This is a genomic window from Vibrio sp. HM8-C, assembly GCF_058630515.1.
The window spans coordinates 130,174-151,492 of the sequence record NZ_JBMMKS010000001.1 but is presented as its reverse complement, the minus strand read 5'-3'; the positions used below and the strand labels follow the sequence as shown (position 1 = coordinate 151,492).

Sequence of the window (21,319 nt, the reverse complement as noted above, 5' to 3'; positions counted from 1 at the left end):
AAGAGATACGATGACGTATCAAATAAATTTGCTATTATCGACAGATTAGTAAGTAAGATTGTAATCTCCCTAAACATTTAGCATTTTTATAAATGGGCGTATTAGAGCAAGATATCCAGATTCAGTTACACCAACTCAAAATGCAGTTGGAGCAGACGCGTTTAACACATAGGGATAACTCGCTCAAATTTAAACTAGAGCAGAAAGTCCTTAAACGAATCGTCGCATCACTCAGTCTTGCCTGTAAGGGTGAGGATATTCGCCTCAACCAAAATTTGGTGGAATTACGAGAAGCGCTTGAACAACAGAAAGATGTCAGCATTTTAATTCCTCGCTTGGCCGTATTGGAGCGCATGTTGAAGAAGCAAACGTTAGACACCCAAAAGCAAAATCAGCATTTGGATGAACAGGTGAAGCATAGTGGTGAAGTGTTACTACGTATCCCAGGTTTGCCATCTAAAATCAAACGCGATCTTCGTGATCTTCTCAGTTTCTCAACGGGCCAAAACCTGCCTAAAGTTGACCAAGCTTTACGTCTTCTTGCTATCTATGAACGTTCAATCAAAATCATTACTACCAATCCAAATGCTGTCGTAGAAGAACTGACTCAAAGCGCGGATAAAGAGATCCTTCTCAAGCTGAATGAAGAGCTTCAGTTGCTAATCACAGAACTTGATTTTGAAGGTGAATCCGGCGATTTGCTCAATGATATTCGAGCAAAGCTGCTGCTCGGTGTTAGTACTCAAACCTTATTAGAACTCACTTTAGAAGTACTTAAGTTGGTTGTGGCAGGTACAAACTACGAGCGTAAAACATCAGAAAAATTTCTTGAGCAGGTGAATGCTTCCCTATCCACCAGCTTAAAAAGCTCGACTCAGAACGTAGAACAGAGCCAAAACTACTTTGAACACCGCAAAGATATGCACCGCGAACTGGGCTCTCTTGTTTCAAGAAGCCAACTTGCACTTCGTGATGGTACAGAAATCAACGCTCTAAAAAGCACGTTGAATCCATTGATGAGTGAACTTGCTTCGCTATCAGAACGACTGACACTGGCGGAAGCCCGAGAGCAAGCGCTGATCGAACGTATGGAATATTCCAAAAATCAAATGGAATCACTTTACGAAGTTACACAGGATTATCGCCGTCGTTTAGAAGATCAAGCTCAGCGAATGCTGCAAGATCCCCTCACCAAGGTTTACAACCGCACTGCCTTTAATGATCGCCTCGAACTGGAATACCGCCGTTGGATCCGCGCACAACACAACCTTCGTGTTGTAATGCTTGATATCGACAAGTTCAAAGTAATCAATGACAGCTTTGGTTATGGCGCAGGTGATAAAGCATTAAAAATTATTGCTCGTACCATCAAGAACAATATTGAAGATACCGATACCGTTGCGCGTTTTTCAGGTGAAGAGTTCGTATTATTACTGCCTGAACGTGCTGACTCAGAGTGCTACCAAATAGTACAAAAGATTCAGCGCAGCATTTCTCATTTGCCATTCAAGTTCCGTGATAAAAACATCACTATTACTCTGAGCGCAGCGAGCACATTGTTTAAAGATTCAGACTCTCCAGAAATTGTTCTTGAGCGTTTACACATCGCTTTGAACAACGGTAAGAAATTTGGTCCAAACCAAATCACTTGGAAATAACAGAGCCTTTGGGAATCTCATTGAGCAAATTTCAAGCAAACTAACGACAATTACACGATACAAATCACAGTTTATGGAGTATCGTGTTCTCCTTCCTCTATAAAGCGCACTAGATTGAAACTTGAAATATCAATAAGTTACCTTATTGATACTGATATACTCATCAAGAACCAGATTTGCTGTGATTAATCGCGTCTTCGTTTCTTTTCAATCGTAAGTAAAACAACCAAGTTAAAGAAGCATATAAATTTTCCTACGCAACTTTCTGAACACTTACTTGTCTTGATTGGTATAAGATGCGCTAATGCATTAGCGAATATATAAAGATCTTAACGATCTCTTTCCCTCTCAATTAAGGAGGCTCTCATGATCACTCAAGTCAGCCCGGCGGGGAGTATGGATTTACTCTCCCAACTGGAAGTAGAACGATTAAAAAAAACTGCATCCAGTGATCTTTACCAGCTTTACCGTAACTGTAGCCTTGCGGTGCTCAACTCTGGTAGCCACACTGACAACTCAAAAGAGCTGTTAGATAAATACACTAACTTCGATATTACCGTGATGCGCCGCGAACGTGGTGTGAAGCTGGAACTCACGAATCCACCAGAACACGCTTTTGTTGATGGTCACATCATCAAAGGCATCCAAGAACATTTATTTTCAGTGCTACGCGATATTGTTTACGTCAATATGCACATTGCTGAAGGTCAGCGCTTAAATCTAACCAGCTCAACTCATATCACTAACCTAGTATTTGGTATTTTACGTAACGCAGGAGCGCTTATTCCGGGCATTACTCCAAACCTAGTCGTATGTTGGGGTGGCCACTCAATTAACCCTATCGAATACCAATACACACGTGAAGTGGGTAATGAATTGGGTTTACGTGAGTTAAACGTCTGTACCGGATGCGGGCCTGGTGCAATGGAAGGCCCAATGAAAGGGGCTGCAATTGGTCACGCGAAACAGCGCTATGCCGACAAACGTTATATTGGTTTAACAGAGCCTTCGATTATCGCTGCAGAGCCGCCAAACCCTATCGTGAATGAGCTGATCATCATGCCTGATATCGAAAAACGTTTAGAAGCGTTTGTTCGTATGGCACATGGCATCATTATCTTCCCGGGTGGCCCAGGAACAGCAGAAGAACTTCTCTACCTGCTCGGCATCATGATGCATCCTGAAAATGCGACTCAGCCTATGCCAATTGTGTTAACGGGGCCGAAAGAGAGTGAAGAGTACTTCCGTTCTATCGATGAGTTCATAGGTGAGACATTAGGTGCTGAAGCGCAAAAACACTACACCATTGTGATTGATGATCCAGCTGAAGCGGCTCGTATTATGAAAAATGCGATGCCTAAAGTTCGTCAGACACGCAAAGACAACGAAGATGCCTACAGCTACAACTGGTCACTGAAGATTGAGCCTGAGTTCCAACTTCCGTTTGAACCGACCCATGAAAACATGGCTAACCTAGACTTACACTTAAACCAACGTCCTGAAGTGTTGGCTGCAAATCTGCGCTGTGCCTTCTCCGGTATCGTTGCAGGTAACGTGAAATCAGAAGGCATCCGTGAAATCGAACGTTATGGTCCGTTTAAACTGCACGGTGATCCTAAACTGATGAAGAAAATGGATAAACTGCTGAAAGACTTCGTTGAACAAAACAGGATGAAGCTTCCAGGTGGAACAGCCTATGTGCCTTGCTATCGCATTGAAAGCTAGACGCGGTAGTAATGTTGTTAAATTTCATTAGAATAAGGGGCAATCGCTCCTTATTTTTTTGTGTTTATGTCTATTCATCTTGTCATTATTGATGCTCTTAACCTCATTCGTCGCGTTCACTCTGCGCAACCAGACCCTAATGATATCGAGAGAACCGTAAACACAACCACTCGCACGCTACAACGTATTATCAGCGAATCAGAACCAACCCATATCATTGCTGTGTTCGACCACCACCTGCAAGACAGAGGCTGGCGTGCTGACCTTCTTCCAACCTACAAAGAAGGCCGTAAGCCCATGCCCGAACCGCTTCAACAAGGACTGGATCGCATCCAGCAAGCATGGTGGGAACTTGGTATCGATTCACTGCTTTCAGAAGGTGATGAGGCCGATGATTTAGTCGCAACCTTGGCATGTAAAGTGGCGAGTCATAATGAGAAAGTCACGATTGTTTCCACCGACAAAGGCTACTGCCAACTGCTATCACCCACTTTGCAAATCAGAGACTACTTTCAGCATCGTTGGTTAGACGAACCTTTCATTCAAAACGAATTCGGTGTGAAACCTTCTCAGCTAGCAGATTATTGGGGATTAACTGGTATCAGCTCGAGCCAAGTACCCGGAGTTGCTGGTATTGGACCGAAAGCTGCAAAAGAAATTTTGACCCAGTTTCCCGATATAGAGCAAGCTTACGCCAGCGATGAGTTAGCTCCTAAATATCGTAAAAAACTGGATGAACATATTGAGATGGCTCGAATCTGCAAACAGATATCAACACTTAAAACCGATATCGAACTCGGCTTTAATCTGCAAGATATTCGCTTTAATAAAGAGTAACCTTCACCCAAAGTTACTCCCATAAAAAACGCGCTAAAAGCGCGTTTTTTGTAATTAGGATTATCTTCTAGCTTATTAAAACTGTAGCTAGGCGACAATTGAATGCAGCCCCTACCGCTTTCAATCAGGACGAGATTAGTGTGGTGAGATCGTCTTTAACGTCTGCACGTGCACCGTGATTTCTTCACGATCATGATAAAGATGTTTCGCCTGAAGTTTAAACTTCACATTGTGATCTTTGAGGAATATCTTCAAGTTCTCAATATCCTGCAGCACTTCATCATAACGGCCTTTCATCGGCAACTTAAGGTTAAAGATTGCCTCTTTAGCCCAACCGCTGATGATCCACTCACCCATTAATTGCGCTACACGAGAAGGCTTTTCAATCATGTCGCAAACCAACCATGTCACGTTCTTACGTGGCGGTTCAAATTTGAAACCATCAACCATGTGATGTTTCACCTGACCCGTTTCCATTAAGCTATCCGCCATCATGCCGTTATCAATGGCATGTACGAACATCGAACGTTTCACCAACTGATACGTCCAGCCGCCGGGACAAGCCCCCAAGTCAACTGCCCACATACCTGAAGCTAAACGGTCATCCCACTCTTCACGCGGAATGAACACGTGGAATGCTTCTTCAAGCTTAAGTGTTGAGCGGCTTGGTGCGTCTGCTGGGAATTTCAGACGGGGGATACCCATGAAGAACTTAGAGTTGTTATGACTGTAGGAATATCCCACATAACAGTGACCAGACTTAACAAAGCACACATGAAGAACAGGTCTCTTCGCATTGTCTTTAGCTGTCAAAAGGCCTTTACCACGCATCGCTTGACGTAGTGGAACAGTAAACTTACGACAGAATTTAAGCAGTTCTTTTGCTTCGTTGGTATCCGGAGTTTCTACGCGAATATCTCCGCATAGAGGGAAATCTTCAAACTCACCCAGCTCTGAAAGAATCGGCGAGATACGATCTTCAGTAGGCAGTTCTGAAAGTTCAGCGGCAACGGCAAACATCTGGCGAGAGAAAATTAGCGCCTGAAAATCAATATCCTTGATCAGTTTGTCCGCATCACCCTCTTGGTAACACTCAAACAAAACATAACCAGCGTTTTTCACGACACGAGGGAAACCAAAAACCTCAAGCTGCGTTGCTTTATCTTGTATTTCACCTGCGCACTCTTTCTCAAAGCCCGCACGGCAATAGAGCATCACTTGTTTCACTGTTTCACCTCATCAAAATTCATGGCAGCCAGAGCAAAAAGTATCCAGCCGATGATAAAGAGTAGACCACCCATCGGAGTAATTGGTCCAAACCACTTTATCCCTGTCAGCGCCAACGCATACAAGCTGCCACTAAAACAAAAGATGCCGATGATAAAGCAAATCGCTGCTCGGCTAAAATATTTTTGCGCTTTTTCACTGCGGGACAATGCCAGCAAAATGCCACAAGCAATCAAAGCCGCAGCATGGATAAACTGATATTGCACCCCAGTTTGGAAGACTTCTAAATGGTATGCGGTGACATGCACTTTCAAACCGTGAGCTGCAAATGCACCTAGAGCAACGGCTATACCTGAAAATAATCCGCCAAGGGTAAGCAAATACTTACTTTTCATTGTTCTGTTCCAAAATAAATCGACTTAAATGTTCAACCGCAAGAGCAATATTGCCCATTTCAGTGTGTCCGGAAGACTTACGAGGTTTAAAGCTATGATCACCGTCAGGGATAAATTCAAGCGTGATATGGCTGCTGAAATCGAAACCATTGCACTCATCCCGAGTGCCAAAAGTGTCGCGCTCACCCTGTAAAATCAAACATGGTTTTTCCATAGTAGCTAAGTGTTCACCTTTGTATTTGTCGAGCTTACCCGGCGGATGGAAAGGGAAACCCAAACACGCAATACCTTTTACCATAGCATTATCACTTAAGAGAGAAGCCATTCTTCCTCCCATTGATTTCCCGCCTATCACAACTGGTTTCGACGCATAAGTGTTAATAATGTCTTCGAATGCTTCTAAAAGTTTCGGCGCTCTGTCTGGCGGGCGACGTTTACCGTCCTCAGATCGTTTTACCATATAAGGAAAGTTAAAACGCACGACACGAATACCCTTGTAAGCTAACCCTTTGGCAACTTGAGACATAAACTCATGGTCCATGTCGGCTCCTGCACCGTGAGCAAAGATAAACAGAGGGGAGTTTTCATCGCCCTCTATTCTTACGTTATTCATCTAACATCACCTCTTGTTCACTACGTGCCTTTTTCAACATCCAGTCACGGAATGTGGCAATACGACCCATATCTGCTTGTTTTTCATGACAAACCACATAGAAAGCATTCTTCGTCATTAACACTTCATCAAAAGGAGCAACAAGTCGACCCGCATCAATTTCAGGTTGTGCCAATACGTTGTTACCCAATGCAATACCTTGTCCATGAACAGCTGCTTGAAGAACCATTGTTGAGTGACTAAAAATCGGACCGTGATTTACGTTAACCCCGTCGATATGGTTTTCTTTAGCGAACTGCTTCCAGTCACGGCGAGAAGTATCATGTAACAAAGTGTGTAGCGGAAGGTCACTTAATGAGCTCAAAGGTTTGTGACCGAGCAACAATGAAGGGGCGCAAAGAGGGATCAAAAACTCCTGATAGAGTTTGTCAGCACGTAAACCGGGCCAGTGACCTCGACCATAATAGATAGCCACATCAACATCATCGGTTAGCGAACCTTCTTCCATATCAACAGCTTTAATTCGTACATCAATGTCTGGTTGCTGCTGATTAAAATCGGCAAGTCTCGGTACAAGCCACTGAATTGCGAAACTAGGCGGAAGGCTGATAGTCAACGCGCCTTTTTCACTACGTTCCAATAACTTATCGGTGGCTTCGGCCAAAGAACTAAAGATATCTTTAATATCTAGGAAGTAAGCTTGCCCCTCTTCTGTGAGCAAAAGAGAGCGATTACGACGGCGAAATAACTTCAAACCGAGAAACTCTTCAAGGGCCTTTATTTGGTGGCTCACCGCAGCTTGAGTCACAAAAAGTTCTTCTGCTGCACGAGTAAAACTCAAATGACGAGCGGCTGCTTCGAACACTTTCAGTGAATTCAACGGAGGTAATCGTCTAGACATGGTTCAATCCTATGTATTGTTCCAAATAATCATTAGTTTTTTTTATCTGAAACATTATAAATTGTCCGTTGCTAACCAGCCAGAGAAAATCTATATTTCGTCCCGTAATAGGAGCCTGAACGGCTTGATTCTTCTGAATCAATTGGCTTTATTATTACGATGTTGTGTTTGCATACTCGATTTTCGAGTTAGGTAGAATTCTACCACCTGTTTTGTGCAGTTATCCCCTGTTACAAAACATATACTTCCTGTATTTATTTTGACCTGTCTGTCAAATTTTTAGCACCGCCAATTGGCGGTGTTTTTTTATACCCAAATTTCTTGCTAACATAAAAAAACGCAACCTGAATCAACCGGTTGCGTTGTTATTCTTTGAACGTATCACACCAATAATTATGGGCGGTATACTTTCACATTCTTAAAGCCTTGCTCTTGTAAGTAAAGTGCTTGCAAGCGACTCATTACGCCACGTTCACAATACAATAAGTAAGTCTTAGACTGGTCAAGATCTCCGAACTGAGTCGAAAGCTTGAAGAAAGGAATGTGCTTCACTTCCACGCCTTCTATCTCTAGCGGATTGTTTTCTTCTTCATCTGCACTGCGAATATCAACAACGATAGCGTGTTCTTGCACTGCCGCAACTTGTTCAACTTCTGGTGCTTGTTCTTGACTCTCTTTCTCGATATCACGGATATCCATAACACGAGCATCACGAACTACCTGATCAAGAATGGCGAAATCAAATTTAGCTTCTTCCGCTTCAAGTTTCGCTTTTACCGCTTTCACTGTCGGGCTTTTCGAAATCACACCACAGTATTCTGGCATTGTTTTAGCGAAGTCTTCAGTGCCAATATCGCGCGCAAGCGTGATGATGTCTTCTTTATCCCAGTTAATCAGAGGACGAAGTATCAATGTATCCGTCACACCATCAATATGACGTAGGTTAGTCAGTGTTTGACTCGACACCTGACCTAACGCTTCACCGGTTACTAGTGCTTGAATACCGAATTTTTCAGCAACCTGACCAGCGGCACGCATAAACATACGCTTAAGGACAACGCCCATTTGACCGTCATCGACTTTCTCTAGAATCTCAGCAACTACAGGTTCGAAATCCACTGAGATGAAACGAACTTTGGCTGAAGAGCCATATTTGTTCCATAAAAAATGTGCAACTTGCTTAACGCCGATCTCGTGAGCTGGACCACCGAGGTTAAAGAAACAGTAATGTACTTTTGAACCACGTTTGATGTGCAGATAACTTGAAACACCTGAGTCAAAACCACCAGAAATCAGGCTCAATACATCTTCCTGAGTTCCTAGAGGGAAACCGCCTAAGCCCTTGTAGCGATTGATGATCTGGTTTAACAACTCATCGTTTACTTCAACGTTAATGGTTACATCAGGATTAGTTAATTTAACTTTTGCGCTCTCAACCGCTTGGTTCAAGCCACCACCTACGTAACGCTCAAGCTCAATCGAAGAAAACTCATGCTTACCGCGACGTTTAGCACGAACCACGAATGTTTTGTTTTCAATCAGACCACGGCTAGTCTCTAGAACTTGCTCGTAGATATCGTGAAGATCTTTAAACTCAGACTGTTTAACTTCTAGAACTTGCTGGATACCTGGAGTTCTGGTCAAAATTTCCAGAGTCTCATTGAAAAAACGATCGCTTTCAGACGTCACTTCAATATGGTCACGACGGTTAAATACCGCAACACCAGTGGTACGGCTTTTTACGATATTGCGAATATTAGACTCAAGAATTTTCGTGAAGCGCTTACGCACCGACTCACTCTTAACAAAGATTTCTGGATGTGGCTTAACAATAAATTTCATAAGTGTCTTCGCAATTAAAGTATTAACGTAATAGTAGCTTGTACTTAGCTATCTCTCAGAATTCAGCATTAACGCTAATTTCGTAGATGACCAAAGTGGGTATCACTAAGGGGGCGAGATTATACACGATAATGACGCGACGATAAAAGCACGCCAAAGAAAAAGGCAAGCTAATGCTTGCCTTTAATCTGTATACATATCTCTCAGCTACTGGATTGAGCCCGCTTGTGCTGATGGGACTTCATCACTGTAAACCGGCTCACCTTGCATAATGCTAATTTCTACACGTCGGTTACGAGCACGTTGAGCAGCAGTATCATTTGGACCTAGCGGCTCTGTATCAGCCATGCCACGAACTTGCAGACGCTGATGAGAGAAGCCACGAACTGTTTCCATCTCTTGAGCAACAGATACTGCGCGCTGAGATGAAAGATCCCAGTTTGAACGATATAACTCCGAATCAATTCTTTGGTTATCAGTGTGACCTGACACTCGAACAATTCCCGGAACATCTTTTACTAGATCAGCGATCTGACGTACCAAAGGACGGAACTTAGGTTGCAAGAATGCAGAGCCCTCAGGGAATGCGCCTTTTTCACGAATACGAATGACAATTTGCTGACCTAAGTTATCCACTTCAATAGCACCCTGCTCGATTTCACGTTGCAGCGCATTTTTGATGGTTTCCATTAAGGTCTCAGTAGCTTCAGAGGTTGCCTGAGATTGCTGTTGCTGAGATTCAGACTCGGTATTTTGGTTATCTTCAGTTGAGGTTTCTGGAGACTGACCACCGGTCATTTCGCCCGCGTCACGCATAGTGCCACCCGCTCGGTCACTGTCCCCTTCATGGAACTCTAACGTTTGCTGAGTGATGTCTATGGTTTGCTGCATAATCACATCAATTGGTGTTGGCTCAGGACGCCCTGGACGGAACTCTTGAGCAATGATGCTGGTACCTTTCGGAATGTCTTTCACTTCCAAACGGTTTTGCACACCAAATGCAAATTTCATCGAACCGGCAATCTGCTTGAACTTCAGCACATCCATTTCCGAAAACGAAAGCAGAAGTACGAAGAAGCACATTAACAGTGACATTAGGTCGGCAAATGTCCCTAACCAAGCGGGAAGCCCCGGAGGTGGACATTTACACTTTTGGTCATCCATCGTTCGCTCCGGTTATTATTCGTTATCTACATCAAGAGCTCGTTTGCCCTCGTTGAGATAGTTCTTCAAGTAGCTATCAATAACACGTGGGTTTTGACCGTCTTGAATTGCCAAAACACCATCCATAATGAGTCGGCGGTTTAGAGTTTCTTGTTCACGACGAAGAGACAACTTATCCGCGATCGGGAAAAACACCATGTTCGATAATACTGCGCCGTATAATGTTGTTAAAAGAGCAACCGCCATCGCAGGACCGATAGCTTTCGGGTCGTCCATGTTTGACAACATCGCTACCAGACCAACCAGTGTACCTATCATACCCATCGCAGGAGCAACATCACCAAACGCGCGGAAAACACTGGTACCAAACTCGTGACGTTCATCAGTCAGAGCAATATCTTTCTGTAGAGTAGCTCGCACTACATCGGCATCGTGACCATCCACAAGCAAATCGATACCCTTTTGCATGAAGCTGTTACTGATTTCCATTTCTTCCAAAGCAAGGAAACCACCTTTACGTGCCGCGTCAGCCATCTCTACGATTTTTGCGATCAGGTCTTCTGGCTCGTCAGCTTTAAACATGAATGCTTTACCAGCAATTTTAGCGGCGCCGAAAAATTGCCCCATGGTAAACTTCATTAGTACAACAAACGTTGAACCACCGAAAACAATTAGAATTGAGGTTACGTCAACGAACATCATTAGGCTACCGCCTAAAACCATCGCCATTACTACGAAAGCTAAGCCACCAACCAGACCTATCAGCGTTGCTAAATCCACGAAGCACTCCTCAGACAATATGTTCGCATTGTTTAGAGCCAAACGACTCTCAGATATTCTCTTATCGACAAGAGAATCAAATTCTTAAATAGAAAATTGACTAAAGGTCAATCGTCCTTAATTACGCCCACAACAAGTTTATACTTAAAGCGTGCCAATATGCACCTTCGACATTCATAGATTGCACAAAATGCTTGTTAATTGCAGTCCGATCGCGAATCCAAATTTTCATATTCGTTATCAATATCGACTAAAAACAGCAGTAATTCTGACAAAATTGATTGGTTAAATTTGACCATCAACACAGGCTAAGGTAACTTTCGTGCATCTTTCCCAAGGCAACAATATTATGGCGAGTAAAAAACCAGAAAACATGTCTTTCGAGGCGACCATTGAAGAGTTAGATCAAGTGGTCGAGCAGCTAGAAAATGGTGATTTAACACTAGACGATGCACTGAGAAAATTCGAACGTGGTATTGCTCTTGCTCGCTCAGGTCAAAGTAAACTGGATGAAGCTGAACAACGTGTTAGCATTCTGCTAAGCAACACCGATGATGCACCACTCAGTGAATTTAACGAATTACCTGAATAACTGATATCTATTGTTCTTAACTAATGTCGCTAGTCGTTTTGTCTCTGATTGATTTTTCTTCAATTGACATCACCACTATCGGCAGAACGAAACGTTTAAGAGTGTCCTATGATTGAGGCTCTAACCTCTTATCAACAACGAAATAATGAGCAGCTTGACCATTGGTTAAACCGCCTGCCAAACCAAAACCTATCGCTCATCGAAGCTATGCGTTACGGTTTATTACTGGGTGGAAAACGTGCTCGTCCTTATTTGGTCTATATTACAGGTCAAATGCTAGGTTGCTCTATTCAAGATTTAGACACCCCAGCATCAGCTGTAGAGTGTATTCACGCCTATTCGCTTATCCATGATGATTTGCCTGCAATGGATGACGACGAACTACGCCGTGGCAAACCGACTTGTCATATTAAGTTTGACGAGGCAACGGCAATCCTAACGGGTGACGCTCTGCAAACCTTGGCTTTTACCATCCTTGCTGAAGGTGCATTGTCTGATGAAGGCGAAGTCAACCGCATTAAAATGGTACAAGTACTGGCTGAGGCATCAGGTGCTCAAGGCATGTGCTTAGGACAAGCACTCGATCTTGGCGCAGAAAACCGTCTTATTTCGTTGCAAGAACTCGAAACAATCCATCGTAACAAAACAGGTGCACTCATGCGCTGTGCGATTCGCTTGGGTGCTTTGGCCGCGGGTGAAAAAGGATTACAAGTTCTGCCTCAACTTGATAAATACGCAGATGCTGTCGGCCTCGCGTTTCAAGTACAAGATGACATTTTGGACGTTATCGGCGATACCGAAACTTTGGGTAAACCTCAAGGTTCAGATCAACAGCTCAACAAAAGTACGTACCCAGCTCTATTAGGATTGGACGGAGCGATAAATAAAGCCCAAACTCTGTTACTGGAAGCACTTCAAGCACTTGAAGCCATTCCATACGATACTCAAAGTTTGGAAGAGTTCGCCCGATACGTCATCGAGCGCAAAAATTAACACTATAAGCGCGCATAATTATGACTCTTGATATTTCAAAATATCCAACACTGGCTCTGGCAAATACGCCGGAAGAATTACGCAGTCTGCCTAAAAACATTCTGCCAAAGCTTTGTGATGAACTTAGAACTTATCTGCTAAATTCTGTTAGTCAATCAAGCGGCCACCTAGCTTCTGGTCTAGGTACTGTTGAACTGACAGTAGCGATTCACTACGTCTATAACACGCCTTTCGATCAGTTGATTTGGGACGTTGGCCACCAAGCCTACCCACATAAGATCCTTACTGGTCGCCGTGAAAGAATGCCAACCATTCGTCAAAAAAATGGTCTTCATCCTTTCCCTTGGCGCGAAGAGAGTGAGTACGACACTTTATCTGTTGGACACTCTTCTACCTCAATCAGTGCCGCTTTAGGTATGGCTATCTGTGCGGGTAAAGAAGACGCCGATCGTAAGATCGTCAGCGTGATTGGTGATGGTGCTATTACTGCAGGTATGGCATTTGAAGCAATGAACCACGCCGGTGATGTACACCCAGATATGCTCGTGATCCTGAATGACAACGAAATGTCGATTTCAGAGAACGTAGGCGCATTGAACAACCACCTTGCTCAAGTTCTTTCAGGCAGCTTGTATACCTCGATCCGTGAAGGTGGTAAGAAGGTTCTTTCTGGTATTCCACCAATCAAAGAATTGGTTCGCCGCACTGAAGAACACCTCAAAGGTATGGTTGTGCCTGGAACTCTATTCGAAGAGTTGGGCTTTAACTATATAGGTCCTGTGGATGGTCACGACGTACTTGAACTAGTCAAAACGCTGAAGAACATGCGCGAACTGAAAGGCCCGCAGTTCCTTCACATTATGACTAAAAAAGGTAAAGGCTATGAACCTGCGGAGAAAGATCCGATTGGTTATCACGGCGTACCTAAGTTCGACCCGAGCCATAGCAGCTTGCCGAAAAGCTCAAGCACGAAGCCGACATATTCAAAAATCTTTGGTGACTTCCTATGTGATATGGCGGCGCAAGATCCAAAGCTAATGGCTATCACTCCTGCGATGCGTGAAGGCTCTGGCATGGTTCGCTTCTCGAAAGAGTTTCCATCCCAGTACTTCGATGTGGCGATTGCTGAGCAGCATGCCGTGACTTTAGCAACGGGCATGGCTATCGCTAAATACAATCCGATTGTGGCGATCTACTCAACTTTCCTACAGCGTGGTTACGACCAGTTAATTCACGATATTGCAATCATGAATCTGCCTGTGATGTTCGCTATTGACCGTGCAGGACTTGTCGGCGCTGATGGTCAAACTCACCAAGGTGCGTTCGATTTAAGCTTTATGCGCTGTATCCCGAACATGACTATCATGGCTCCAGCGGATGAAAATGAGTGTCGTCAAATGCTCTATACCGGTCATCAACATCAAGGACCAAGTGCGGTTCGCTACCCTCGTGGTAATGGTATGGGTGTTGAAATTAAGCAAGAATTTACTGCACTTGAAATCGGTAAAGGACGTTTGATGCGTCAAGGTGAGAAAGTCGCAATTCTAAGCTTCGGCTCTCTTCTTCCTTATGCACTTGAAGCTGCAGATGCGTTGAATGCCACAGTGGCTGATATGCGGTTTGTTAAACCATTAGACGAAGCTTTGATTAAAGAGCTTGCTGCAAGCCACGATATCATTGTGACACTGGAAGAAAACGTGATTGCCGGTGGTGCTGGTACTGGCGTGATCGAGTTCATGATGAAAGAGAAAATCATCAAGCCTGTATTAAATCTGGGTATCCCTGACCAATTTATTGCTCAAGGTACACAAGAAGAGATGCACGCTGAGCTTGGTTTAGATGGCGCAGGTATTCAAGCTGCGGTTGAAGCCTATATAAACAAGTAATAGCAAGCTATATAGACGTAAAAGCCTTCTCTACGAGAAGGCTTTTTCTTTTCCAAAACGCTTAACGCTGAGGATCGTTCCAATCAAACTCAGCAAATAGCTTTTGCCAAACTTCATCAAAAGCAGCTTTCAATACTAGCACTTGCTGGGTATATGGATGGACAAAACGCAACTCGCTGGCGTGTAGCATTAATCGGTGACAATCGTACTCATCTCGATACAAGCGATTATGTTTACCATCACCGTGAGTGGTATCGCCAACAATGGGATGACGAAGATGCGCCATATGACGACGTAGCTGGTGCTTACGCCCAGTCTTAGGCTTCATTTCCATCAAGCAGTAACGAGTAGTTGGAAACTTACCGGTTGAAAACGGCACTTCAACTTTCGCTAACGGCTGATACTCAGTCACCGCTGACTGGGCTTCTTTATCTTGCTTAGCAAACTTATCGGCAATTTTATCCAGTTCTTCTTTAAGCGGATAATCGAGCACGTCTCCCTCTTCAATCCAGCCTCGAACGATTGCGTGATACGTTTTTTCCATTTCATGATTGGCGAACATCGGCATCACGTTGGAAGCAATTTCACTCGACAACGCAAAAACCAACACACCAGAGGTGGGTCTGTCTAATCGGTGCAGGGGAAAAACATGCTGACCAATTTGGTCACGCAACGTCTGCATTACAAACTGGGTCTCATGTCTATCAAGCCATGAACGATGTACCAACATGCCTGCTGGCTTATTTACCGCAACCAAGTATTCATCTTGGTAGATGATATCCAACATTACTGACATACCCTATCAATGTGGTTTACGACTAAAAGAACAGTTTGAAACTCGTCTTGGTGCTTCCAAGCTTCATCAAAATAAGGGAACAGCTCAAAGCCTCTGGGAATGGCTTGCCCTTCATTGAGTAATTTCTGCATCGTTGGGATAAATACCCACTGAAGCCACTCATGAGGGTCAAGTGTATCAATCGAAAAAGGCTCAACACTTTGCATCGCTTCGATACTCGGTGGTGTGGTTTGCCAGACTTCACATTGGCGTAATTCCGCTTCTAGTCTTTCTAAAGCTTGAGCCAGTTTTGTGTTAATTGTCATGAATCACCAAGTTTGTTGGTCGTACACCTTGAAAAAGTGCCATAGAGTACCATTTATTGAGGAAAGAAGGGTTACCCCAAAAGAAATTCAGGAACATTTTGCTCCCATGGACAATATTCAAACACTGACAGCACTACTCAAAAACAGTGGCTGCCAATATCAAATCTTCGATCTTGGTCGACGAATTCAACCTATTGAGAATGATCAGTTTTCGCACGTCGAGCAAGGTCATCAAGCTTACCCATATCCAGTAAAACGTACTGCGCATCTAGCCATTGCTTACTGGAATGAAACCAAGCAACCTTGGATTTGGTTTCTTAAATTTGCTTTGGACGAACGTGGACTACTGCAACAAGCGGATGTCGGTCAATTCATTAAGTATGTCGTTGAAGCCATGGGCACTCGCCTCAACAAAGAGCTTACCGAAGAGCAGCAAGATAAATTGGCGAACAATCCTTATACCTTCAAACCGTCTGAAGACAAAATGGCTGTTTTTCACAGCCAAATTCGCGCAACACTAGCAATGCCTTGCAGCCAATACTATGAGCACGCTCAGCACTATTTCTCTGGCGGTCTTGGTTGGAATAATTGGCAAACCGTTGGTCTACAAGGGATTACTGATATCTGTGCGCGTTTAAACCAAGAACAGAATGGTCCTTTGGTTCGTAAAGCTCTATCTCACTTACCAACACAGCCACTATACGCTCTGCTCGGCGCTCTTGAGCATACAGAACTGCCAACCAAACTTGCTGAGCGCCTTGAAGAATTCGCACAAGCAGAGATATCAAGCCAAGACCCTGATCTGTTTTTACTCTCTGCATTAACTCGTACCCTATCTGGCGCAGATGATAAGAGACTCAGTCAGCTTATTGATTCAATTCTAGCAAGTTCTCGTTTGAGTCACCCTGAAGTACTGATTGCAATTGCTGGACGCGCTTGGAATGTGTTGAATAACAATACGAGAGCAGAGCAATTTTTGCTCAGACTGGCTCAAACAGGCAATCAAACCCTATTTAACCAATTGTTTGCTGATCTAGTCATGCTGCCCGAACTCAGAATGGTTCTTTTGCCTCTATTGCACGGCACACCCTCTGAAGAGCTCGCGCAAGCGCTGATCAAACTTCAACAAGATACAAAATCCTAAGGCGCAGCATGATTGGAGATTTATTGGCAATATTAGCGCTGTGCTTTGCCTGTTTTCTGTTTTGGCAGCAGAGGCGTCAATCTGAAATTGCTAAATCACATGTGTTGAGAAAATGCGACCAACTCGAACTCCAATTGCTTAGCGTATCTTTTGGTGGTCACAAATGGAAAACCAGCGATGGTCGCTGGCTTTGGCATACGGTTTACTTGTTTGAGTTTTCAGCTTTAGGTGATGACTGCTATCAGGGCAAACTTGAAATGCGTGGGTTTATGCCCATTCGCTTTAATTTGCCGCCACACCGAATGGTATAAATTTCTTTTTTATATTTAAGCTGCTTTAAGGTTTAGTCCACTCAAAATCATAACTCGGGGCGAAATGCTCGTCATTTTCGCCTTTGTTTTGAAAGCCCAACGCCTGCAATATCTTAATAGCCGAGATATTTTCAATCTCAGCGTTCGCAACAACTCGCATTAAACCCAATCTTTCACACGCTTTAGGAAAAAAAGCTTTTAATGCTTCTGACGCGAACCCTTGCTTCCAATACAACTTGTCAAAAATAAAGCCTAATTCCGCTTTAATATCGTCTCGCTCAATAAAGACGTGCCCCATAAACTCTCGATTGTAGTTATCCAATACCGCCATAGCATGAATAGAGGAATCGTTAAGCACGCGCTTAAATAGCTCTCTTGAGGCAGACACTGTCTTAGGGCCATTAAGGTAAGCCCTATTTTTAGCGCAGCAGTTGAGCATGAGAAAGTCCAACTCGAACGATTCTGTATAAGGAATCAACAGCGTTCGTCGTGTCACTATTGTCACAAACAGTCCTTGTTACAACATCAAATAAACAACGCCTTTGCTATTACTAACAAAGACAAAAATAATTAACCCACTGATTACTTTTAATAATTTTATTTTGGTATAGATAACGCTAGAGAAAGCTCTCTTGAAAGCGAAAGAAATGGTAGAGGCAACAACAAAACTAGAAACGGAAATATTCAGATTAAGAAAAACCCCAACACCGAAGTGCTGGGGTTTAAGTCTTGTGCGCAGCTTTCCCGCTACAGATGTATGCTTCCTGCATCATCCCTAAAAAACTGATTCCTTCAGTCTACTCCTGCATCGCCTTCCTAGCGGTGTCCGTTTTTATCCTTTGTGCTAACTATCCCGTTAGCGCTCATCACTTGTTCCTTGAGCGGTGTCCATGCCATCTTCCTGATGGTGTCCTACCCTTTCCTAGGGTTTATCCTTTTGCTTTCCTTGCCAACTAACTTCCTGTTAGCTGTTGAATCCGTTCGTATCCGTATCCATGTGGTGATTGTCCGTTAATCACCTTATCGTCCTGATATCACCGTCCAGTGGTGTATCCATTTCCGTGTCAGTTCCCTTCGACGAGGTTTAATCTACGCCTTTGAGTATTTAGTTCAATCACCCGATAGAAAATAATTCTGTACATAAAGCAAACGATTAAACTATTACGATAATATTCAATTAGTTACATCATAATTAGAGCATTTTCCGCTTAACAAAACTCTGATATCGCACAGTACTTGTAAGAGATCTCGCACAAACACATATTACTTTTGCCATCGCTCATTCTTGAATAATTTCGTATGCACAAAGCAAAAGCTATAAGTGCGGTATTTGAGATGGGAATAATCACTCAAACTGATATAAAATCGCACCATCAGATAGAAGGATGACCTATGCTCACACAAGACGTCACTAAAGAGCTCGAACATGTGCTAGACACACTACAGCAACAAGGAAAAGAACCGACTGTTGCTCTTGTGAAAGCACGTTTGAGTACATCAATTCCTATGGCAGCGCTTATCACTGCGATTAAAAGTTGGAAGAACGCTAACCGTGTTCCTAAAGTTGAAGTTGCGGTGCAAACAATCACTGAAGCTGACCGTATCAGTCAATTAGAACACACGGTCGCTCTGCTCACTCAACGTATTGAGCAGCTAGAGTTGCAACTTAATGGAAAGTCTCAATGAAAATCTGGGTTGATGCTGACGCTTGTCCAAAAGTAATTAGAGAAACGATTGTACGTGCTGCAGAGCGTACTGGTATTGAATGTACATTTGTTGCCAATCACATTATCCCAGTCCCTAAGCGAGTCAATATTCATTCCATCCAAGTTCCTGCGGGGTTTGATATTGCCGACAACGAAATTGTTAAACGTGTGGAAGCGAATGATTTAGTCATCACCTCAGACATCCCACTGGCTGATGAAGTGATAACCAAAGGCGCGTTAGCACTTAATTCCCGCGGTGAGCTTTACACCAAAGACACCATTAAAGCTCGTCTTAATATTAGGGATTTCATGGAAACTATGCGTTCAAGCGGCATTCAAACCGGAGGTCCAAGCGCACTTTCGCAGACAGAGCGACGTGAGTTCGCGAATCACTTAGATAGATACCTGTCTAAGTACAAAAAATAGTTTGATCGAAATATAAAAAACCTGCGATTTTCGCAGGTTTTTTATTTCGCTTATATAACCAATTAAGGTGTGTAGTACGTTGCAGCCCCAGGACCTACAGGTAAGCCTAGCAGGAATACCCAAACGTAGAACAATAAGCTCCAACCTACGATAAAGCAGATTGAGTAAGGAAGCATGGTAGCGATTAGCGTACCAATACCTAGGTTCTTCATGTAGCGAGTTGCAACAGCCAGAATCAAACCAAAGTAGCTCATCATTGGTGTAATGATGTTGGTTGTAGAGTCACCGATACGGTAAGCCGCTTGAATAGTTTCAGGCGCATAACCCACTAGCATTAGCATTGGAACGAAAATAGGTGCTGTTACTGCCCACTGAGCAGATGCAGAACCGATCATCAAGTTGATGATGCCGCACATTAGAATGAATGCGAAGAACAGCATAGGGCCAGTTAAGCCGATATTTTGCAGGAAGTCTGCACCCGCAACAGCAAACACTTGACCAAAGTTAGTCCACTTAAAGAAAGCAACGAACTGAGCTGCGAAGAATACCAAGACAATGTACATACCCATAGAAGACATAGATTTAGACATTGCATCGATAACATCGCGGTCTGTTTTCATCGTACCTACAACGCGACCATAAACGTAACCAGGGATTGCGAAGAATACAAAGATGAAAGCAACGATACTTTTTAGGAATGGAGAACCCGCTACACTACCGTCAGCAGAACGTAGGACACCATCAGCAGGAACAACTGTCCAAGCTAACAAAGCGCTTACTGCTAGCACTGCAATACCAGCTAGCTTCAGACCGCGTTTTTCAATGTCCGTTAGGCCGCCCATTTTATCTTTAGAAAGATCTTCAGACGCTTCTTCAGGGTTATATTTACCTAGTTTTGGCTCAACAATCTTCTCAGTAACATAAGCACCCATAGCTGCGATAAAGAAAGTAGAAACGAACATGAAGTACCAGTTCACTTCAGGCCCCACAGTGTATGTTGGGTCAATCATTTGTGCAGCCGTTTCAGTGATACCTGAAAGCAGTGGATCAACTGTACCGATCAATAAGTTTGCCGAGTAGCCGCCAGATACACCAGCGAATGCAGCAGCAAGACCTGCTAGCGGGTGACGACCTAAAGAGTGGAACAACATTGCCGCAAGTGGAATAAGAACCACGTAGCCAAGTTCAGATGCAGTGTTAGAAATGATACCTGCAAATACCACTGTCACTGTAACCATACGAGCAGATGCGCCCATAACAAGGCCACGCATTGCAGCAGATAATAGACCTGAATATTCAGCAATTGCGACACCAAGCATAGCAACAAGTACTGTACCTAAAGGTGCAAAACCAACAAAGTTTTTCACTAAGTTAGTAACGATCAGTTGCAGACCTTCGGCATTCAGTAGGCTAACAACATGGATCATACCATCAGCAGCACGACCACTAGCGCCTTCTGGACGAGGGTCCATAACGGAAACTTCAAAGTAGCCTGCAATACCTGATGAAATAAGAATCGCTAAACAGAAAATAGCGAATAAAGTAATCGGATGGGGTAATAGATTCCCTAAATACTCAACACCATCTAAGAAGCGGGTAAAAAAGGACTTTTTAGGTGCTGGTTTGTTTATTGAAGCAGACGAACTCATCTGTTTCCTCCTTGTAGTTTTCTCTGAGCATTTGTGACAAAAATGTCAAAAACGCGGCGAAGAGTACTTTAGGGAGTGAACATTACAAAATCAAAGATGTTACAGAGTGTTTCTATTTGAGCACAAAATAAACCAAATCAGCACCATACGTAGTGTTATAAACTACATAAATGTAAATATTAGAAATTATAGGTCAATCGCTATATTTAATATTAGGCAAGCATTTATCGCTGTACCGCTTTAAATCTAGGGTTAGCTTTACAGATAACGTAGAGACGTCCGCGACGCTTAACAATTTGACAATCTGGGTGACGATTTTTTGCGCTTTTTAAAGAACTTAGTACTTTCATTTTCAATACTTCGGTGAAA

At 43.4% G+C, this 21,319-nt stretch carries 22 protein-coding genes; 10 read left to right on the top strand and 12 right to left on the bottom strand.

Features of this window, described 5'->3' with window-relative positions:
* Positions 1-92: 92 nt before the first annotated feature.
* The 3 genes from ACOSVQ_RS00665 (at position 93) to xni (ending at position 4,220) form a co-directional block, all read left to right on the top strand.
* The gene (locus tag ACOSVQ_RS00665; RefSeq protein ID WP_491980692.1) at positions 93-1,658 is read left to right on the top strand and encodes a GGDEF domain-containing protein; all 1,566 of its coding nucleotides are present in this window, start codon (positions 93-95) and stop codon (positions 1,656-1,658) included.
* Positions 1,659-2,024: 366 nt separating this feature from the next.
* Complete coding sequence (gene ppnN, locus ACOSVQ_RS00660) at positions 2,025-3,383, top strand: nucleotide 5'-monophosphate nucleosidase PpnN (RefSeq protein ID WP_491980691.1); 1,359 nt, start codon at positions 2,025-2,027, stop codon at positions 3,381-3,383.
* Between the two features lie 66 nt (positions 3,384-3,449).
* A complete protein-coding gene (xni, locus tag ACOSVQ_RS00655; protein ID WP_491980690.1) occupies positions 3,450-4,220 on the top strand; it encodes a flap endonuclease Xni in 771 nt (256 codons plus the stop codon).
* Between the two features lie 135 nt (positions 4,221-4,355).
* On the opposite strand, the gene rlmM is transcribed toward xni, so the two are convergent.
* From rlmM to pomA, 7 genes are all read right to left on the bottom strand, one after another.
* Positions 4,356-5,447, bottom strand: a complete 1,092-nt coding sequence (gene rlmM / locus ACOSVQ_RS00650) for a 23S rRNA (cytidine(2498)-2'-O)-methyltransferase RlmM (RefSeq protein WP_491980689.1) — start codon at positions 5,445-5,447, stop codon at positions 4,356-4,358.
* Positions 5,444-5,842: a DUF423 domain-containing protein gene (locus ACOSVQ_RS00645; RefSeq protein ID WP_491980688.1), complete on the bottom strand. Its 399-nt coding sequence runs from the start codon at positions 5,840-5,842 to the stop codon at positions 5,444-5,446. Before ACOSVQ_RS00645 ends, rlmM begins: the two co-directional genes overlap by 4 nt.
* Positions 5,832-6,455 carry an alpha/beta family hydrolase gene (locus tag ACOSVQ_RS00640; RefSeq protein ID WP_491980687.1) on the bottom strand — a complete coding sequence of 208 codons (624 nt, stop codon included), beginning with the start codon at positions 6,453-6,455 and terminating at the stop codon, positions 5,832-5,834. The genes ACOSVQ_RS00645 and ACOSVQ_RS00640 overlap by 11 nt, the downstream gene beginning before the upstream one ends.
* Entirely contained in the window at positions 6,448-7,356 is a 909-nt protein-coding gene (locus ACOSVQ_RS00635) for a transcriptional regulator GcvA (protein ID WP_491980685.1), read from the bottom strand. Before ACOSVQ_RS00635 ends, ACOSVQ_RS00640 begins: the two co-directional genes overlap by 8 nt.
* A gap of 393 nt (positions 7,357-7,749) precedes the next feature.
* Positions 7,750-9,198, bottom strand: coding sequence for a tRNA uracil 4-sulfurtransferase ThiI (gene thiI / locus ACOSVQ_RS00630; RefSeq protein ID WP_491980684.1), 1,449 nt, complete (start codon positions 9,196-9,198; stop codon positions 7,750-7,752).
* A 207-nt stretch (positions 9,199-9,405) separates the two neighbouring features.
* A complete protein-coding gene (locus ACOSVQ_RS00625; protein ID WP_491980683.1) occupies positions 9,406-10,362 on the bottom strand; it encodes a flagellar motor protein MotB in 957 nt (318 codons plus the stop codon).
* Between the two features lie 15 nt (positions 10,363-10,377).
* Positions 10,378-11,142, bottom strand: a complete 765-nt coding sequence (pomA, locus tag ACOSVQ_RS00620; protein WP_491980682.1) for a flagellar motor protein PomA — start codon at positions 11,140-11,142, stop codon at positions 10,378-10,380.
* Between the two features lie 349 nt (positions 11,143-11,491).
* Here pomA and xseB point away from each other — a divergent pair, with 349 nt between their 5' ends.
* The 3 genes from xseB to dxs all read left to right on the top strand — a co-directional run bounded on the left by xseB (position 11,492) and on the right by dxs (position 14,613).
* On the top strand, positions 11,492-11,734 hold the full coding sequence (gene xseB, locus ACOSVQ_RS00615; protein WP_491980681.1) for an exodeoxyribonuclease VII small subunit: 243 nt from the start codon (positions 11,492-11,494) through the stop codon (positions 11,732-11,734).
* 108 nt (positions 11,735-11,842) lie between these two features.
* Complete coding sequence (ispA, locus tag ACOSVQ_RS00610) at positions 11,843-12,727, top strand: (2E,6E)-farnesyl diphosphate synthase (RefSeq protein ID WP_491980680.1); 885 nt, start codon at positions 11,843-11,845, stop codon at positions 12,725-12,727.
* Positions 12,728-12,747: 20 nt separating this feature from the next.
* On the top strand, positions 12,748-14,613 hold the full coding sequence (dxs, locus tag ACOSVQ_RS00605) for a 1-deoxy-D-xylulose-5-phosphate synthase (protein WP_491980678.1): 1,866 nt from the start codon (positions 12,748-12,750) through the stop codon (positions 14,611-14,613).
* A 61-nt stretch (positions 14,614-14,674) separates the two neighbouring features.
* On the opposite strand, the gene truC is transcribed toward dxs, so the two are convergent.
* A complete protein-coding gene (gene truC / locus ACOSVQ_RS00600) occupies positions 14,675-15,400 on the bottom strand; it encodes a tRNA pseudouridine(65) synthase TruC (RefSeq protein WP_491981104.1) in 726 nt (241 codons plus the stop codon).
* On the bottom strand, positions 15,400-15,714 hold the full coding sequence (locus ACOSVQ_RS00595; protein ID WP_491980677.1) for a YqcC family protein: 315 nt from the start codon (positions 15,712-15,714) through the stop codon (positions 15,400-15,402). The genes truC and ACOSVQ_RS00595 overlap by 1 nt, the downstream gene beginning before the upstream one ends.
* A gap of 106 nt (positions 15,715-15,820) precedes the next feature.
* Here ACOSVQ_RS00595 and ACOSVQ_RS00590 point away from each other — a divergent pair, with 106 nt between their 5' ends.
* Positions 15,821-16,858, top strand: coding sequence for a DUF3549 family protein (locus tag ACOSVQ_RS00590; RefSeq protein ID WP_491980675.1), 1,038 nt, complete (start codon positions 15,821-15,823; stop codon positions 16,856-16,858).
* Between the two features lie 8 nt (positions 16,859-16,866).
* Positions 16,867-17,169: a DUF3301 domain-containing protein gene (locus ACOSVQ_RS00585; protein ID WP_491980673.1), complete on the top strand. Its 303-nt coding sequence runs from the start codon at positions 16,867-16,869 to the stop codon at positions 17,167-17,169.
* A 25-nt stretch (positions 17,170-17,194) separates the two neighbouring features.
* On the opposite strand, the gene ACOSVQ_RS00580 is transcribed toward ACOSVQ_RS00585, so the two are convergent.
* Complete coding sequence (locus tag ACOSVQ_RS00580; protein ID WP_491980672.1) at positions 17,195-17,674, bottom strand: GNAT family N-acetyltransferase; 480 nt, start codon at positions 17,672-17,674, stop codon at positions 17,195-17,197.
* 887 nt (positions 17,675-18,561) lie between these two features.
* Here ACOSVQ_RS00580 and ACOSVQ_RS00575 point away from each other — a divergent pair.
* Both ACOSVQ_RS00575 and ACOSVQ_RS00570 read left to right on the top strand, forming a co-directional pair.
* Complete coding sequence (locus ACOSVQ_RS00575) at positions 18,562-18,855, top strand: hypothetical protein (RefSeq protein WP_491980671.1); 294 nt, start codon at positions 18,562-18,564, stop codon at positions 18,853-18,855.
* Positions 18,852-19,301, top strand: a complete 450-nt coding sequence (locus ACOSVQ_RS00570; protein WP_491980670.1) for a YaiI/YqxD family protein — start codon at positions 18,852-18,854, stop codon at positions 19,299-19,301. The genes ACOSVQ_RS00575 and ACOSVQ_RS00570 overlap by 4 nt, the downstream gene beginning before the upstream one ends.
* Before the next feature lie 62 nt (positions 19,302-19,363).
* Here the strand turns inward: ACOSVQ_RS00570 and ACOSVQ_RS00565 are convergent, their stop codons facing one another.
* Entirely contained in the window at positions 19,364-20,950 is a 1,587-nt protein-coding gene (locus tag ACOSVQ_RS00565) for an AbgT family transporter (protein ID WP_491980668.1), read from the bottom strand.
* Positions 20,951-21,174: 224 nt separating this feature from the next.
* Positions 21,175-21,300: a type B 50S ribosomal protein L36 gene (gene ykgO, locus ACOSVQ_RS00560; protein ID WP_102940270.1), complete on the bottom strand. Its 126-nt coding sequence runs from the start codon at positions 21,298-21,300 to the stop codon at positions 21,175-21,177.
* Between the last annotated feature and the right edge of the window lie 19 nt (positions 21,301-21,319).